The 16,513-nt window shown below is 70.4% G+C and carries 13 protein-coding genes and 1 riboswitch; of the genes, 10 read left to right on the top strand and 3 right to left on the bottom strand.

The window, feature by feature from the left end:
* Positions 1–5: 5 nt before the first annotated feature.
* From QE399_RS07435 to QE399_RS07425, 3 genes are all read right to left on the bottom strand, one after another.
* On the bottom strand, positions 6–1,505 hold the full coding sequence (locus tag QE399_RS07435; protein WP_405044079.1) for a cytochrome c: 1,500 nt from the start codon (positions 1,503–1,505) through the stop codon (positions 6–8).
* Positions 1,506–1,909: 404 nt separating this feature from the next.
* A complete protein-coding gene (metH, locus tag QE399_RS07430) occupies positions 1,910–4,645 on the bottom strand; it encodes a methionine synthase (RefSeq protein WP_309827618.1) in 2,736 nt (911 codons plus the stop codon).
* 32 nt (positions 4,646–4,677) lie between these two features.
* Positions 4,678–4,784, bottom strand: a riboswitch (S-adenosyl-L-homocysteine riboswitch).
* 74 nt (positions 4,785–4,858) lie between these two features.
* Positions 4,859–5,620 (bottom strand): hypothetical protein, encoded by a 762-nt coding sequence (locus QE399_RS07425; RefSeq protein WP_309831964.1) that lies wholly within the window; start codon positions 5,618–5,620, stop codon positions 4,859–4,861.
* 167 nt (positions 5,621–5,787) lie between these two features.
* On the opposite strand from QE399_RS07425, the gene QE399_RS07420 reads away from it, so the two are divergent.
* The 10 genes from QE399_RS07420 to QE399_RS07375 all read left to right on the top strand — a co-directional run bounded on the left by QE399_RS07420 (position 5,788) and on the right by QE399_RS07375 (position 16,498).
* A complete protein-coding gene (locus tag QE399_RS07420; RefSeq protein ID WP_309827616.1) occupies positions 5,788–7,416 on the top strand; it encodes a rhodanese-like domain-containing protein in 1,629 nt (542 codons plus the stop codon).
* Between the two features lie 166 nt (positions 7,417–7,582).
* A complete protein-coding gene (locus QE399_RS07415; RefSeq protein WP_405043324.1) occupies positions 7,583–8,434 on the top strand; it encodes a transporter substrate-binding domain-containing protein in 852 nt (283 codons plus the stop codon).
* 90 nt (positions 8,435–8,524) lie between these two features.
* Entirely contained in the window at positions 8,525–9,433 is a 909-nt protein-coding gene (locus tag QE399_RS07410; protein WP_309827614.1) for a transporter substrate-binding domain-containing protein, read from the top strand.
* A complete protein-coding gene (locus QE399_RS07405) occupies positions 9,430–10,266 on the top strand; it encodes a transporter substrate-binding domain-containing protein (RefSeq protein WP_309827612.1) in 837 nt (278 codons plus the stop codon). The genes QE399_RS07410 and QE399_RS07405 overlap by 4 nt, the downstream gene beginning before the upstream one ends.
* Complete coding sequence (locus QE399_RS07400; RefSeq protein WP_309827610.1) at positions 10,263–11,390, top strand: Ldh family oxidoreductase; 1,128 nt, start codon at positions 10,263–10,265, stop codon at positions 11,388–11,390. Before QE399_RS07405 ends, QE399_RS07400 begins: the two co-directional genes overlap by 4 nt.
* A complete protein-coding gene (locus tag QE399_RS07395) occupies positions 11,387–12,838 on the top strand; it encodes an FAD-binding oxidoreductase (protein ID WP_309827609.1) in 1,452 nt (483 codons plus the stop codon). The genes QE399_RS07400 and QE399_RS07395 overlap by 4 nt, the downstream gene beginning before the upstream one ends.
* On the top strand, positions 12,835–14,094 hold the full coding sequence (locus QE399_RS07390) for an aminotransferase class I/II-fold pyridoxal phosphate-dependent enzyme (protein ID WP_309827607.1): 1,260 nt from the start codon (positions 12,835–12,837) through the stop codon (positions 14,092–14,094). Before QE399_RS07395 ends, QE399_RS07390 begins: the two co-directional genes overlap by 4 nt.
* Positions 14,091–14,843 carry an amino acid ABC transporter permease gene (locus QE399_RS07385; RefSeq protein ID WP_309827605.1) on the top strand — a complete coding sequence of 251 codons (753 nt, stop codon included), beginning with the start codon at positions 14,091–14,093 and terminating at the stop codon, positions 14,841–14,843. Before QE399_RS07390 ends, QE399_RS07385 begins: the two co-directional genes overlap by 4 nt.
* Positions 14,833–15,657, top strand: a complete 825-nt coding sequence (locus QE399_RS07380) for an amino acid ABC transporter permease (protein WP_309827604.1) — start codon at positions 14,833–14,835, stop codon at positions 15,655–15,657. The genes QE399_RS07385 and QE399_RS07380 overlap by 11 nt, the downstream gene beginning before the upstream one ends.
* Positions 15,644–16,498 carry an amino acid ABC transporter ATP-binding protein gene (locus QE399_RS07375; RefSeq protein WP_309827602.1) on the top strand — a complete coding sequence of 285 codons (855 nt, stop codon included), beginning with the start codon at positions 15,644–15,646 and terminating at the stop codon, positions 16,496–16,498. Before QE399_RS07380 ends, QE399_RS07375 begins: the two co-directional genes overlap by 14 nt.
* The last annotated feature ends 15 nt before the right edge of the window (positions 16,499–16,513 follow it).

Raw genomic sequence — 16,513 nt, 5'->3', positions numbered from 1 at the left:
CCGCGTCAGGCGGCCGTGTTCTTCTTGCGGCGCACCCGCACTGCGATGAAAGCGACCAGCGCCACCAGAACGACCACGAGGGCCGGCAGGACCAGGGGACGCATCTGCGCGATCAAGGGCGGCTTGCCGCAGGCGCGCAGCGTGGCCACGTCGGCCGCGCTGACCTGCACCGCCGGGTTGCCGTACTGCGTGAGCACGAAGTTGCTCACGTCGGCGATCTCCTGGTCGCTCAGGCGGTCGGTGTACGAGGCCGCATCGCCGAAGGCCGGCATGAAGTGCGCGCGACCGTCCACCGTGCGGTCCACGCCGTGCAGGATGGTGGCGACCAGGTTGTCGGGCCGGCTGGCGCCCGTGGCGCTGTTGTGGAACAGCGAGGGATATTCGCCATGGCCCGTGCCGCCGCCCGTGGCCTGGTGGCAGTGTGCGCAGCTGCCGCTGAAGACACGCCAGCCGGCGTCCACGCCCTTCGCCAGGCCGCGCTGCGTGGCCTCCTGCGCGACCGCCGCGCTGCCGTGGCTGTAGCGGGGCTTGGCCTCGTCGCCGCCTTGCGGCGCCGTCTGCATGAGGTACGTGGCGATGGCCTTCAGGTCGGACTCGGGCAGGTGCTGCAGGCTGTGCTCCACCGCTTCGGCCATGGGGCCGGCGGCCTGGGCCTTGCCGGCCACGCGGCCGGTCTGGAGGTACTGCACCAGTTCGGCCTCGCTCCAGCCGCCGATGCCGTTGGTGGCGTCGGACGTGATGTTGGGCGCGTACCAGGCGCCGAGCGAGCCGCCCGCCAGGAAGCGGCCGCTGTCTTCGGCCATGAGCGCGTTGCGCGGCGTGTGGCAGGTGCTGCAGTGGGCCAGCGCGTTCACCAGGTAGGCACCGTGGTTCCACCCGGGCGCCTTGGTGGTGTCGGGCACGAAGCGCTGGTCCTTCAGGTACAGCGCGTTCCACACCGCCATCGAGAAGCGGAGGTTGAACGGGAACGGCAGCGCGGTCTGCGGAGCCGCCTGGTCCACCGGCTTCACGCCGTGCATGAAGTAGGCGTAGAGCGCGGCCGTGTCGTCGTCGCTGATCTGCGTATAGGCCGTGTACGGCATCGCCGGGTAGAGGTGGGCGCCGTCCTGGCGCACGCCCTGGCGCAGGGCGCGTCTGAAATCTTCCAGCGTGTAGCGGCCGATGCCGTGGGTCTGGGAGGGCGTGATGTTGGTCGCGTAGATGGTGCCCAGCGGCGAGCCGATGGGGTAGCCGCCGGCGAACGGTGCGCCGCCCTTGGGCGTGGTGTGGCAGGCGGCGCAGTCCGCCGCGACCGCCAGCTTGCGGCCCTTTTCGACCAGCACCGCATCGGTGGTGGCCGACTGCTGCGCAAAAGCGGCTTGCTGCGCCTGCGGCGGGGGCACAGGGGCCGCGGTGCCGGCGTCACCGGAGGCTTGCGCAGGGGCCGCGCCGAGGACGGCCAGCAAAGAAAAAACCCACCCGCAGGCTTTCCCGGACAGGGAGAAGCCCGCACTTGACCTGCAAATGCGCATCGTGACCAGACCTTTTGTTGTTGTGTTTTGGCCTGCGCACGCAGCAAAGCTGCGCCCGCAGGCCTTTTTCAGTTCCTGCGGCGCATTGTCGGGAGGTTGTACGACCTCTGCAGGACCTGCGGGTTTACCCGTGCGTTTTGGTCGCGCTTTGCCTCAAATCAAGGAAATGGGCCCGGTGCGTGGTACTCGCGCGGCGCGCGGGCACGCGCCGGCGGCCTGCACGCGGCCGGCGCGGCAGCACAGGCCCCGTCGCGAAGGCCTGCCGTGCAGCGGTTTTGCTCCGGTAAAAGGAGCATCATGCACTTGCTACACAAGGCTTTCAGATCGAAAAGTCTCTCAATCCCTTGAACAACAAGCGCAAGCAGCTACTCTTTTAGAAGCAACCAGGGGCGATGGCGTCAGAGGTTCGGGGCCAGCAGGCGCGCCAGCACGGCTTCGTCCATGCCGCGCCGCTCGGCCATGTCGTGCAGTTGGTCCTCGCCGATCTTGCCCACGTTGAAGTAGGTGCTCTCGGGGTGGCCGATGTAGAAGCCGCTCACGCTGGCGGCCGGCGTCATGGCCAGGCTTTCCGTCAGGCCCATGCCGATCTCTTCGCACTGCAGCACGCGGAACAGGTCCTGCTTGGCGCTGTGGTCCGGGCAGGCCGGGTAGCCCGGCGCGGGGCGGATGCCGGCGTATTGCTCGCCGATCATTTCCTCGTTGGACAGCGCCTCGCCCGCTGCGTAGCCCCACAGGTCGGTGCGCACGCGCTGGTGCAGGCACTCGGCAAAGGCCTCGGCCAGGCGGTCGGCCAGGCTCTTGAGCATGATGGCCGAGTAATCGTCCAGCGCATCGACGAAGGCTTTTTCCTTCTTCTCCACGCCCAGGCCGGCCGTCACGGCGAACAGGCCGGCGTAGTCGGCGATGCCGCTGTCCTTGGGCGCGACGAAGTCGGCCAGGCAGCGGCTGGGGCGCGTCACGCCGTCGATCACGTGCTTTTCGGTCTGCTGGCGCAGGCCGTACCAGGTCATGGCGACCTCGGTGCGGGTTTCGTCGGTGTAGAACTCGATGTCGTCGCCCACGCTGTTGGCGGGGTACAGCGCCAGCACACCACTGGCACTGAGCCAGCGGCCTTCGATGAGCTTCTTGAGCATGGCCTGGCCGTCGGCGAAGACGCGCGTGGCTTCCACGCCCACCACTTCGTCGGTGAGGATGGCGGGGTAGGGGCCGGCCAGGTCCCAGGTCTGGAAGAACGGGCCCCAGTCGATGTACCTGGCCAGCTCGTTCAGGTCGAAGTTCTTGAACACGCGGCGGCCCAGCAGGCGCGGCGTGGGCGGCACGTAGGTGCTGAAGTTGACCGGCGTGCGGTTGGCGCGGGCCTTGGCCAGGGGCCACAGCGGCACCTGCTTCTTGTTGGCATGCTGCTGGCGCACCTTGTCGTAGTCGGCGTTCAGCTCCTGCAGGTAGCTTTGCGCGCCGTCGCCCAGCAGGCTCTGCGCCACGCTCACGCTGCGCGAGGCATCGGGCACGTAGACCACCGGGCCCTCGTAGTGCGGCGCGATCTTGACGGCCGTGTGCACGCGCGAACACGTGGCGCCGCCGATCAGCAGCGGGATCTTCTTGATGCGGAAGTGCTCGTCCTTCTGCATCTCGCCGGCCACGTACTGCATCTCTTCCAGGCTGGGCGTGATCAGGCCGCTCAGGCCCACGATGTCCGCGCCCTCGACCTTGGCGCGCGCCAGAATCTCGTGGCAGGGCACCATCACGCCCATGTTCACCACCTCGAAGTTGTTGCACTGGAGCACGACGGTGACGATGTTCTTGCCGATGTCGTGCACGTCGCCCTTGACGGTGGCGATGACGATCTTGCCCTTGCTGCGCACGTCGCGGCCGGCCAGCTCGTCCTGGCGCTTCTCTTCCTCGATGTAAGGGATCAGGTGGGCCACGGCGGACTTCATCACGCGCGCGCTCTTCACCACTTGGGGCAGGAACATCTTGCCGGCACCGAACAGGTCGCCCACCACGTTCATGCCGTCCATGAGCGGGCCTTCGATCACGTGCAGCGGGCGCCCGCCCTTCGCCAGGATCTCCTGGTAGGCCTCTTCGGTGTCCTCGACGATGAAGTCGGTGATGCCGTGCACCAGCGCGTGGGACAGTCGCTCGCCCACCGTGCGGGGCGCCTCGGGCGTGCCGCGCCATTCGAGCTTCTTGCTCTCGTCCTTGGCGCCGCTCTTGGCGGTCTCGGCGATCTCCACCAGGCGCTCGCCGGCATCGGGCCGGCGGTTGAGCACCACGTCCTCCACGCGCTCACGCAGCTGGGGTTCCAGGTCGTCGTACACGCCGACCATGCCGGCGTTGACGATGCCCATGTCCATGCCCGCCTGGATGGCGTGGTACAGGAACACGGTGTGGATGGCTTCGCGCACCGGGTCGTTGCCGCGGAAGCTGAAGGACACGTTGGACACGCCGCCCGACACCTTGGCGCCCGGCAGGTGCTGCTTGATCCAGCGCACCGCCTCGATGAAATCGACCGCGTAGTTGTTGTGCTCCTCGATGCCCGTGGCCACCGCGAAGATGTTGGGGTCGAAGATGATGTCCTCGGGCGCAAAGCCCACCTCGTCCACCAGCACGCGGTAGGCCCGCTCGCAGATCTCGATCTTGCGCGCGAAGGTGTCGGCCTGGCCCTGCTCGTCGAAGGCCATCACCACGGCGGCGGCGCCGTAGCGCTTGACCAGGCGGGCTTCGTGCTTGAACTTCTCCACCCCCTCCTTCATGCTGATGGAGTTGACGATGCCCTTGCCCTGGATGCAGCGCAGCCCGGCCTCGATCACCTCCCACTTGGAGCTGTCGACCATGATCGGCACGCGCGCGATGTCGGGCTCGGAGGCGATGAGCTGCAGGAAGCGCACCATGGCGGCCTTGCTGTCCAGCATGGCCTCGTCCATGTTGATGTCGATGACCTGCGCGCCGTTCTCCACCTGCTGGCGCGCCACGGCCAGGGCTTCTTCGTACTGGCCGTTGAGGATCATGCGGGCGAACGCCTTGGAGCCCGTGACGTTGGTGCGCTCGCCGATGTTCACGAAGAGCTGGCCCTCGCCGATGGTCACCGGCTCCAGGCCGGACAGCTTCATGGGAGGGAGGGAAACAGCGGACATCAGGCTCACCTGTGCAATCGGTTGGGGGATGAAACAGGTGAGCGTCGTTGGAGGGCGGCAACCCGAAGCCATGCGCCCCGAGCCTGACGCCGCCGCCCTGCACAAGGGACCGGCGGGCGCTGCAACGCTCCTCGGGGAGGCCGGATTTTACTGATTCATGCGGCGCCGCACCGGGCCGGCGCCGAAAAGGCGGCCACGCACCGGGCACATTCCTCAGCGCACCGGCAGGAACTGCAGGAAGCTGCCGCCGAACAAGCCCTGCACGTAGCCGATGGCCGCACGCCGGTACTTCTCGGTAAGCACGGAGGCCAGCAGGTCGAGCCGGGCGATGATCTTGCCGAACTCGCGCTCGAAGCTCAGGTTGCGCTCGGTGGCCGTGATCTCGTCGGCCAGCAGCAGGGGCTGGCCGGTCGCTCCGCGCCGCTGGGACAGCATCCAGGCGGCCACCTCCACGTTGCGCGCGGCGTTGTACAGGTGCTGCGCATCCAGGCTGTCGATGAGGAAGAACTCCACCCGCCCGCCGTGCGCGGTGATGACCATGTCGGCCATCGCGCAGGTGAAGGCGGCGACGCGGTCGCCGGGGAAGTCGGGGCTCAGCGCCAGGGCCAGGGCGTCGATGTCGCGCGTGCCCTGCAGCGCGGGCCACGGCTGGCGCTGCGCCACGGCCTTGCGCACCTGCTCGCCTGCCGCCTCGCGCCCGGCCGCGCCGCCCTTGCGCCATTCCGCCGGGTTGCGGCGGTAGAGCTTGTCCATGAGCAGGAACAGCGCGTCCAGGTTGGCGCGCATGGCCAGCGTGGCCATGCGGTTCACGTCGGACTGGGCGATTTCCCCGGTGCTGGCCGACGCCCCCTTTACCTCGCCCCGGGGCGTGGGTGCGGGCGCGCTGCAGCCGGCCAGCGCGGCGGCGGCCAGCGCGCCGCCCCAGCGCAGCAGCGCGATGCGGCGGGGAAGTGTCTGAGTCCTTGGCGTGGGCATTGGCATGTGCGCCGCATTATGGGCACAGCGCGGGCCGCGCCGGCGCGTGATGCGGAAAGCGACTATGCATAGGCGAAATGCTTCCATCGCCGCACCGGCCGGTACGCGGCGGCGGGCCTAAGGTGGCGGTTTTCCCTGCCGTCCCGCCGCCCCCGGTCCGCCCCGCCATGTCTGCCCTGCCCCAGTCCGCCTCCGCCCTGCCCTCCTCCGTCAGCGCCGCCACCGTGCGCGGCTGGCTCAACGACGGCGCCGAAATCGCCCTGCTCGACGTGCGCGAGGCCGGCCAGTTCGGCGAAGGCCATCCGTTCTTCGCCATACCGGCCGCCTACAGCCGCCTGGAATGGGACGTGCCCCGCCTGGTGCCCCGCCGCAGCACGCGCACCGTGATGCTCGACGCCGGCGACGGCGTGGCCGCGCGCGCGGCGCAGCGCCTCGCCGCGCTGGGCTATGCGCAGTTGCATGTGCTGGAGGGCGGCGCCCCGGCCTGGGCCGCCGCCGGCTACACGCTGTTCCAGGGCGTGAACCTGCCGTCGAAGACCTTCGGCGAACTGGTGGAACACGCCTTCGGCACGCCGCACGTGAGCGCGGCGGAGCTGCAGCGCCGCCAGCAGGCGGGCGAGCCGCTGGTGCTGCTGGACGGCCGCACGCTGGAAGAGCACCGCAAGATGACCATTCCCGGCGCCACGCCCGTGCCCAACGGCGAGCTGGCGCGGCACTGGAGCGCCTTGGCGCCCGACCCGGCCACGCCCATCGTCGTCCACTGCGCAGGACGTACGCGCAGCATCATCGGCGCGCAGATCCTGCGCAGCCTGGGCGTTCCCAATCCCGTGCTGGCGCTGGAGAACGGCACCCAGGGCTGGGCGCTGTCCGGTCTGGCCCTCGAACATGGGAGCCCGCGCCGGCCTCCCGCCCTGCACCCCGCACAGCCTGCGGACCAGGCCCGCGCAGCCCGCGTGGCCGCCGACGCAGGCGCGGCCCGGCTGACGGCCGCACAGGCGCAGGCCTGGATCGACGACCCGGACCGCACCACCTACGTGCTCGACGTGCGCACCGCCGACGAGTACGCCGCCGGAACGCTGGCGGGTGCCCGGCACGCGCCAGGCGGCCAGCTGCTGCAGGCCACGGACCAGACCATCGGCGTGCGCCGCAGCCGCGTGCTGCTGCTGGACGACGACGGCGTGCGCGCGCCCGTGGTCGCAGCCTGGCTGGCACGGCTGGGCTATGAGACCGCCACGGTGGAGGGCGGCATCCATGCGGCGCTCACCCTGCCCGGCACGGAGTGGGCGCATCCTCCTTCTGCGCCCGTGCAGGTGGACCGGCAGGATCTGCCCGGCTGGTGGTCCTCCCAGGCGACGCCACCGCTGCTGCTGGATGTGCAGCCCTCGCTGGCCTACCGCCGCCAGCACGCCCAGGGCGCGCGTTGGTCGGTGCGGCCGCGCGTGGCGGCCGATCTGCGCGCCGCCGCACCGGGCACGCGCCCGCCGCTGCTCATCTTGGCCGCCGATGCCGCCAGCGCCGCGGCGGCCGCCAGCGAGATCCTGCCCGGCGCCGTGGCCAGCGTGCAGTGGGCCCTGGCGGCCGACTGGGCTGCGGCCGGCCTGCCCGTGCAGAGCTCCCCCGGCCAGCCGTCCGATGCGGACGCCATCGACTACCTGTTCTTCGTGCACGACCGCCACGACGGCAACCTGGACGCCGCGCGCCGCTACCTGGCCTGGGAGACGGGCCTCATCGCCCAGTGCGCGCCCGACGAGCTGGCGGGCTTCCGCCTGCCGGCGGGGCCCTCGCCCGGCACCTGAACCGCGGCCGGCCCCGTACCGAGCGGGACAGGTTGGCGCGCTGGCCGCATAACGATCATCGGAAACGTTTGTTGTCGCATGTCAAGGCGGGGCAGAAGATCAGGGCCTGTTCGCACCCGTTTCCTTCATTCGCCTTCCCTCTCTCTGCCCCGTGCAGCTCCACGCCATGCGCCACGCCCCCGCCTCCCTCCGTTTCTCCGCCCTGCCGCTGGCCGGCCTGGTGGCCGCGCTGTCCCTGATGGCGGGCACCGCCCACGCCGACGCCACGCTCGACAAGATCAAGCAGCGCGGCAAGGTCAGCATCGGCGTGCTGGTCAATGGCGGGCCGTTCGGTTCCATCGACCCCGCCAACCAGCAGTTGGTGGGCTGGAACCCCGAGCTGGCCCGCGCCGTGGCCAAGGGCCTGGGTGTGGAGGCCGACCTGGTGCAGGTGCAGACGGCCACGCGCGTGCAGTTCCTGCAGGCCGGCAAGGTGGATCTGCTGATCGCCTCGATGGAGCTGAACCCCGACCGCGCCGAGATCCTGGGCTACGCGCCCACGCCGTTCTACCGCGTGGGCGGCACGGCCGCCGTGCGCAAGGACAGCGGCATCACGAAGTGGGAAGACCTGCGCGGCAAGCCCGTGTGCGTGTCGCAGGGCAGCAGCTATGCCAAGCCCCTGGCGAACGACTACGGCGCCACGGTGCAGGGCTTCAAGAGCTCGTCCGATTCGCTGCTGGCGCTCAAGGGCGGCAACTGCGTGGCCGCCGTGCACGACAGCACCCTGATCCACCCGCTGCTGCGCACCAACGCCGAGTGGAGCCAGTACGCCGCGCCCATCGCGACCGAACTGCTGCCCGCACCTTCCGTGGTGTGGACCCGCAAGGGCGAGGCCGACACCATCGCCGCCGTGGACAAGGTGGTGCAGGACTGGCACCGCACCGGCTGGCTGATCGCCACCGAAAAGCGTGTCGGCATCGAGCCGGCCAACCCGCTGCTGCCCGAGCTGCAGGCCCGGTTCAAGGCCGCTACGCAGTGACCTGACGGCGCCGACGTGCCCCGCCCTCCGTCCAGCAGGCCCGCACCGGGCCGGCTGGGCCCTTTCCGAACGGATTCGACCGGATTTCGCATGACCCGCTTCCTCGCACCCCTCACCGCCGCCCTGGCACTGGCCTTGGGCGCCTCAGGTGCCCACGCCGACGCCACGCTCGACAAGATCAAGCAGCGCGGCAAGCTCGCCGTCGGCATCGACGGCGCCAGCCCCCCGTTCGGCGTGCTCGACCCGGCTACCGGCAAGACCGGCGGCTACCAGACCGAGCTGGCCACCGACCTGGCCAAGCGCCTGGGCGTAACGCTGGAGACCGTTCCCGTTACCGCCAACACGCGCGTGCAGTTCCTGCAGAGCGGCAAGGTGGACCTGCTGATCGCGAACATCCAGTGGACGCAGGAGCGCAGCGAGATCCTCTCGTTCGCGCCCACGCCGTACGACCTGATCGGCGGCGGTGCCCTGGTCGCCAAGGCCAGCGGCATCAGGCGCTGGGAAGACCTGCGCGGCAAGGTGGCCTGCGTGTCGCAGGGCAGCAACTTCGCCAAGCCGCTGGCGGAGACCTACGGCGCGGTGGTCAAGGGCCTGCGCGGCATTCCCGAGTCGCTGCTGGCCCTGAAGGGCGGCACCTGCGCCGCCTCGGTGCACATCCAGCCGGCGCTGTACGAAAAGCTCACCGGTCCCAACGCCGCCGAGTGGAAGGACTTCGAGCTCGGCACGCAGGACCAGCTGATCCCGTCGCCCACCGTGGTGTGGACGCGCCGGGGCGAGGCCGACACGCAGGCCTTCGTGGACAAGGCCATCCAGGACTGGCACCGCTCCGGCTTCCTGCTGAAGACCGCACGCCAGAACGGCGTGCCCGACACCTGGATCGCCGAGCGCCACCAGCGCGCGCTCAAGGGCCAGTTCGACCGCGCACCGTACGACTTCGCCGTGTACGCCGAAGCCCAGGCCGCCGCCGCAGCAGCAGCCACGGAAGGCAAGAAGCCATGAGCCATACCCTGATTCTCCGCACCGCCGCCTCGGCCCTGGCCGCGCTGTGCCTGGCCGCCGCCCTGCCCGCCCATGCCGACGCCACGCTCGACAAGATCCAGCAGCGCGGCAAGCTCGTCGTGGGCGTGATCCTGTCCGGCCCGCCGTTCGGCACCATCGACCCCGTAACGCACAAGCACGTGGGCTACAACGTGCAGCTCTCCGAAGGCGTGGCCAAGGGCCTGGGCGTGGCGGTGGAGACCGTGCAGGTGCAGCCCTCCAACCGCGTGCAGTTCCTTCAGCAGGGCAAGGTGGACATCCTCATCGCCAACATGCAATGGACGCAGGAGCGCAGCGAGATCCTCGGCTTCGTACCCACGCCGTTCGAGGAAGTGGGCGGCGCCGCCATCGCCAAGAAGGGCACCGGCATCAAGGCCTGGGACGACCTGCGCGGCAAGCCCGTGTGCGTTTCGCAGGGCAGCAACTTCACCAAGCCCCTGGCCGATCAGCATGGCGCGCAGATCAAGGCCTTTCGGGGACAGCCTGAATCGCTGCTGGCGCTGCGCGGCGGCAACTGCACGGCCGCCGTGCATGTCAGCCCCACGCTGCGCGAGCTGGTGGCCGATAACCCCGACTGGAAGGACTACGAGATCGTCTCGCCCTCCGACCTCATTCCGTCGCCGTCCGTGATCTGGCTGCGCAAGGGCGAAGCCGACACGCAGGCCGCCATCGACCGCATCGTGCAGGACTGGCACCGCACCGGCTGGCTGATCGAGGTGGAGAAGAAGAACGGCATGACGCCTACACCGCTGCTGTATCAGCTGCACGAGAAGTTCAAGAAGACGCCCGCATGAGCGCAGAGAGCCGCTTCAGCGCCGATAGCCTGCGCACGCAGACGGCCGCCATCCTGCAGGCCTGGGGCATGCCGGAAGCTCCGGCGCGCACCACGGCCGCGCTGATGGTGGAGACCGACCTGCTGGGCGTGGAATCGCACGGCGTGTCGATGCTGCCGCAGTACGAGGCCATGCACGCCAGCGGCCGGCTGCACCTTGCGGCCACACCCCGCGTGCTGCGCGACGGGCCGGCCACCGCCCTGCTGGACGGCGATGCCGGCCTGGGCCATGCCGTGTCGGCACAGGCCATGCAGCTGGCCGTGGACAAGGCCCGCGCCCTCGGCATTGCGCTGGTGGGCGTGCGCAACTCTCACCACTTCGGCGCGGCCGGCGTGTACGCCCGCATCGCGCAGCGCCAGGGCCTGATCGGCCTGGTGACCAGCTCGGCCCAGGGCATTCTGCTGGTTCCCACGCGCGCGGCCGAGCCGGTGCTGGGCACCAATCCCATCGCCTTCGCCGCGCCCGTGCCCGAGGGCTCGCGCAATGCGGCCTTCGTGCTGGACATGGCCACCACCACGGCGGCGGCCAACCGCGTGAAGGTGAAAGCCCTGCGCGACCAGCCGGTCCCCGCGGGCTGGGTGGTGGACGGCCGGGGCGAGCCGGTGACCGCGCCGCAGGCCGCGCGCGCCCAGGTCTTCGATGCCCCGGACGGCGGGCTGACGCCGCTGGGCGGCAGCAGCGACGGCGGCAGCCACAAGGGCTACGGCCTGGCGTTGCTGGCGCAGGTGCTGGGCGGCACGCTCAACGGCGGCGCTTTCGCCCCGCTGCACCGCCAGACGCACGGCGCCGGAGAGCCCGCCAACGTGGGCCACAGCTTCATCGCCATCGACCCCGCCTTCTTCGGCGCGCCCGGCGCGTTCGCGCAGGACGTGGACGCCATCCTCGACGTGCTTCACGCCACGCGCCCGGCCGAGCCGGCCCGGCCCGTGCTGGTGCCCGGCGACCCCGAGGCCGCCCAGCAGGCCGAGCGCAAATGCCTGGGCATTCCGCTGCCGGCCCCGCTGCTGCGCCAGATACGCGAGATCGCGGCCCGCGCCGGGGCGCCGGACGTGCTGGGCGACGCCCCGGCCGGAGCCGCCGCATGAGCGCCGCGCTGCTGGATGAACTGCGCGCCGCCCTGGGCGCCGCCCAGGTGCTGACTGGCAGCGGTGCCGATGGCTACCTGACCGACCAGCACCGCCGCCTCACCGGCCGCGCCTTGGCCGTGCTGCGCCCGGCCGACACCGCCCAGGTGGCCCAGGTGGTGCGCCTGTGCCGCCAGCACCGCACGCCCATCGTGCCGCAGGGCGGCAACACCGGGCTGATGGGCGCCGCCACGCCGGACGACAGCGGCCGCGCCGTGGTGCTGTCGCTGGCACGGCTGAACCGGGTGCGGGCCATCGATACCGACAACGACACGCTGACCGTGGAGGCCGGCGCCGTGCTGGCCGCCGTGCAGCAGGCCGCGCGCGAGGCGGGCCGGCTCTTTCCGCTGAGCCTGGGTTCGGAAGGCAGCTGCACCATCGGCGGCAACCTGGCCACCAATGCCGGCGGCACGCAGGTGCTGCGCTACGGCAATGCGCGCGAGCTGGTGCTGGGCCTGGAGGTGGTCACGGCCGAGGGCGAGGTCTGGCACGGCCTGCGGGGCCTGCGCAAGGACAACACCGGCTACGCGCTGCGGGACCTGTACGTGGGCAGCGAGGGCACGCTGGGCATCATCACCGCCGCCACGCTCAAGCTCTACCCGCTGCCGCAGGCGCAGCACACGGCGCTGCTGGCTTTCGGCTGCATCCACGATGCCATCGCCTTCCTCGGCGTGGCGCGGGCGGGCTTCGGCGCCGGCCTGACGGCCTTCGAGCTGATGTCCGATACGGTCCTGGGCCTGATCGCGCAGCACGTGCCCGAGCAGCCGCTTCCGCTGGCGCTGGAGGCGCCCTGGTACGCACTGATCGAGCTGTCGGACAGCGAAGGCGAGCAGCATGCCCGCGATCGCTTCGAAGCCGTCGTGGGCCGGGCATTCGAGGACGGCCTGGTGAGCGACGCCGCCATCGCCGAGAGCCTGCAGCAGAGCGACGCGCTCTGGCGCCTGCGCGAAGAGGCCCTGGGCGAGGCGCAGCGGCGCGACGGCCGCAACATCAAGCACGACGTGTCCGTGCCGATCTCGCGCATTCCCGACTTTCTAGCCGCCACCGACGCCGCGCTGCAGGCGCGCTTTCCGGGCGTGCGGCCCGTGGCGTTCGGCCACCTGGGCGACGGCAACCTGCACTACAACGTGTCGCACCCGCTCGGCGGCACGCCAGCCGACCTGTTCGCCCACGAAGACGCCATCCACGAGTTGGTGCACGACAGCGTGCACCCCCATGGCGGCTCCATCAGCGCAGAGCACGGCATCGGCCAGACCAAGCGCGACGTGCTGCCCCGCTACAAAAGTGCGGTGGAGCTGGACCTGATGCGCCGCCTGAAGGCCGCATTCGACCCGCTCGGCCTGCTCAACCCCGGCAAGGTGCTGGCGCCCGCCAGCCTGCGCCTGCACGAAGAAAGCCCCCATCCATGAACCCGACCTTCCCGCTCTCGCAGCGCGTGCAGCGCGTCAAGCTGTCGCCCAACGCCGCGGCCAGCGCCCGCGCCGCCGCCCTGGCCGCGCAGGGGCGCGACGTGATCGCGCTCACCACGGGTGAGCCGGACTTCGACACGCCCGAGCCCATCAAGCAGGCCGCCATCGCGGCCCTGGCGCGTGGCGAGACCAAGTACACCCCCACGCCCGGTACGGCGGCGCTGCGCAAGGCCATCAGTGCCAAATACACGCGTGAGAACGCGCTGGATTACCCGGCCGCGCAGATCATCGTGAGCAACGGCGGCAAGCAGGTGATCTACAACGCCTTCGCCGCCACGCTGGATGCGGGCAGCGAGGTGATCATTCCCGCGCCGTACTGGCCGTCCTTTCCCGACATGGTACTGGTGAACGACGGCACGCCCGTCATCGTTCCTTGCGACATCGGTGCAGGCTTCAAGCTCACCCCCGCCCAGCTGGAGGCCGCCATCACGCCGCGCACCCGCTGGCTGGTGCTGAACACGCCGGGCAACCCGTCGGGTGCGCTGTATGACGCGTCGGAGCTGGCCGCGCTGGCCGCCGTGCTGCGCCGCCACCCCCACGTGCTGGTGCTGCTGGACGAGCTGTACGAGCACATCTGGTTCACGCCAGAGGCACCCGCGCACTGGCTGCACGTGGCGCCGGACTTGAAGGACCGCACCCTGCTGGTCAACGGCGCCTCCAAGACCTACGCCATGACCGGCTGGCGCATCGGTTGGGGCGCAGGCCCCGCCGCGCTGGTGCAGGCCATGGTGGTGATCCAGTCGCAGGCATCGTCCGGCCCCAACGCGGTGGCGCAAGCGGCCGTGGCCGCAGCGCTGGAATCGCCCGACCAGTCCTTCGTGGGCGAGGCCCGCAGCGCCTACGCGCGCCGCGCGCGAAACGTCACCCAGGCCATCAACGCCGTGCCCGGCCTGTCGCTGCTGCCGCCCGGCGGATCGTTCTTCGCCTTCATCCACTGTGGCGCGCTGCTGGGCCAGGTGCGGCCCGACGGACAGGTGGTCCGCACCGATGCCGACCTGACCGAATGGCTGCTCGACGCCGAAGGCGTGGCGGCAGTGGACGGCTCTTCGTATGGGCTGTCGCCGTACTTCCGCATCTCCACCGCCGCCAGCGACGCGGTGCTGCAGGATGCGACCGCTCGCATCGCGCGCGCCGTGGGCGCCCTGCGCGCACCGCAGGTCGCGGGTGCGCGGGTGCTGGCCGAGGCCGCCGCATGAGCGACGCCAGCCTGCTCGCGCAGGGCGTGGAAGCCCTCAAGGGCGTGGGCCTGAACTACGCCTTCGTGCTCGACGCCAGCGAGCGCCAGGCCTTCGTGCGCGGCATGTTCGTGACGGTACAGCTCGCGCTGCTGACCATTCCCGGCAGCCTGGCGGCCGGCGTGGTGCTGGCCGCGTTCATGACCTCGGGCCGCGCCTGGCTGGCCGGCCCGGCGCGCGCCTTCGTCGAGGTGACGCGCAACACGCCCACGCTGGTGCAGCTGTACTGCGCGTTCCTCGTGCTCAACATGCTCATCACGCAGCAGCTGCGCGACTTTGGAGCGGGCAACAACCCGCTCACGCCGTTCGTGTGGGTGGTGATCGTCGTGTCGCTGCACAAGGGCGTCTTCCATGCCGAAGCATTGCGCGCCGGCATCGAGGCCGTGCCTGCCACCACGCTGGAGGCAGCGCGCTCGCTGGGCTTTTCGCAGCGCCAGTTGCTGGCGCGCGTGCAGCTGCCGCTGGCCGTGCGCTTCGCCCTGCCCTCGCTGGTCAACAACCTGGTCGATCTGGTGAAGATGACGGCGGTAGCGTCCGCCATTGCCGTGGGCGACGTGACGTACGAGTCCATCATGATCTGGTCGCAGCGCGACAACGTGCTGGAGCTGCTGCTGCTGATCCTGCTCTGGTTCGGCCTGCTGACGTGGCTGGTGAGCCGCGCAGGCCGCTGGCTGGAACACCACTGGAGGATGCCGGGCTATGGCCAATGAAGCGACCCTTGCGCGCGCAGCGGCCCCGTCGCCCGTGCCTGCCGCCGTGCTGCTGCGCACTCTGCGCAAACCCTGGCTGATCGCCGCGCTGGCCGCCCTGGCGGTAGTGCTGGCGTGGAACGCCACCGGCACCACGCCCGCCGCCTTCACGCACCTGTGGCGCTGGCTCCCGGCCCTGCTGCGCGGCCTGTGGGTGAACATCGAGATCAGCGTGCTGGCCGTGGCCCTCGGCACCGCCGTGGGGCTGGTCATCGGCGCGCTGTCGCTGTCGCCCGTGCCCGCGGTGCGCGTGGCCATGCGCTGCTACGTGCAGATCTTCCGCAACGCGCCCATCCTGGTGCTCATCTACTTCACCACCTACGTGTTCCCGTTCGAGGTGAGCATCGTGCAGTGGACTTTCCCCTTCCCCGACTGGGTGAAGGTGGTTCTGGGCCTGGCGCTGCCCACCAGCGCCAACGTGGCCGAGATCTTTCGCGGCGCGATCCAGTCCATTCCCAGCGCGCAGTGGGAGGCCGCGCAGTCGCTGGCCTTCAGGCGCAGCCAGATCTTCCGGCTGGTGGTGCTGCCGCAGTGCGTGCGCCGCATGCTGCCGCCGTGGATGAACCTGTACGCCAGCATCACCATGAGCACGTCGCTCGCCTCGCTGGTGGGCGTGCACGACGTGGTCGATACCGCGCAGATCGCCAGCAACACCGTGGCGCGCACCGACTTCACCATCCTCGTGTACGTCGCGTTGCTGGTGCTGTTCTTCGCCTACTGCTACCCGATTGCCCGCGCCACGCGCGCCCTGGAGCGACAACATGAAACGCGATGACCCCTCCCTGAGCGATCTGATGGCGCCTTCCGCCGCCCCGCTCGTTCATCTGAAAGACGTGCACCTGTCCTTCGGCGACAACCAGGTGCTCAAGGGCATCGAGGTCGAGGTGCATCGCGGCAAGGCGGTGTGCATCATCGGCCCGTCGGGCTCGGGCAAATCGACCATCCTGCGCTGCATCACCGGCCTGCTGCGCCCGCAAAGTGGCGAAATCGCGGTCGGCGGCACCCGGGTGGATACGCTCAGGACCGAGGCCGAGCTGATCGCACTGCGCAAGCGCGTGGGCTTCGTCTTCCAGCAGTACAACCTGTTCCCGCACCTCACGGTGCTGGAGAACCTGGTGATCGCCCCGACCCGTGTGGTGGGCCGCGACAAGGCCACGGCCGAGCGCGAGGCCCGCGCGCTGCTGGACCAGGTGCGGCTGGGCCACAAGGCCGGCGCCTACCCCGGCGAGCTGTCGGGCGGCCAGCAGCAGCGCGTGGCCATCGCCCGGGCGCTGGCCATGCGGCCCGAACTGATCCTGTTCGACGAGGTCACGTCCGCGCTGGACCCGGAAACGGTGGGCGAGGTGTTGACAGTGATCCGGGATCTGGTCGAAGGCGGCATGACCTGCGTGCTGGTCACGCACGAGATGCGCTTTGCCGAAGAGGTGAGCGACCACGTGTACTTCACCGAAGCCGGCCGCATCGTCGAGCACGGCCCCGCGCAGCAGATCTTCGGCAACCCGCGCAGCGAGCGCACGCGCGAGTTCCTGCAGCGTGCGCTGGGCGACGGCGCGCGCGCGCGCCCACCGCAGCCGGCCGTGCCGCTGGCGTTCAACCAGCTGCGCTTTGCCCTCTAAGTTCTCAGGAGACCA

The organism is Paracidovorax wautersii, assembly GCF_031453675.1.
Taxonomy (GTDB): Bacteria; Pseudomonadota; Gammaproteobacteria; order Burkholderiales; family Burkholderiaceae_C; genus Paracidovorax.
Note: the sequence above shows the minus strand (reverse complement) of the source record. Positions and strands in the feature narration are given on the sequence as shown.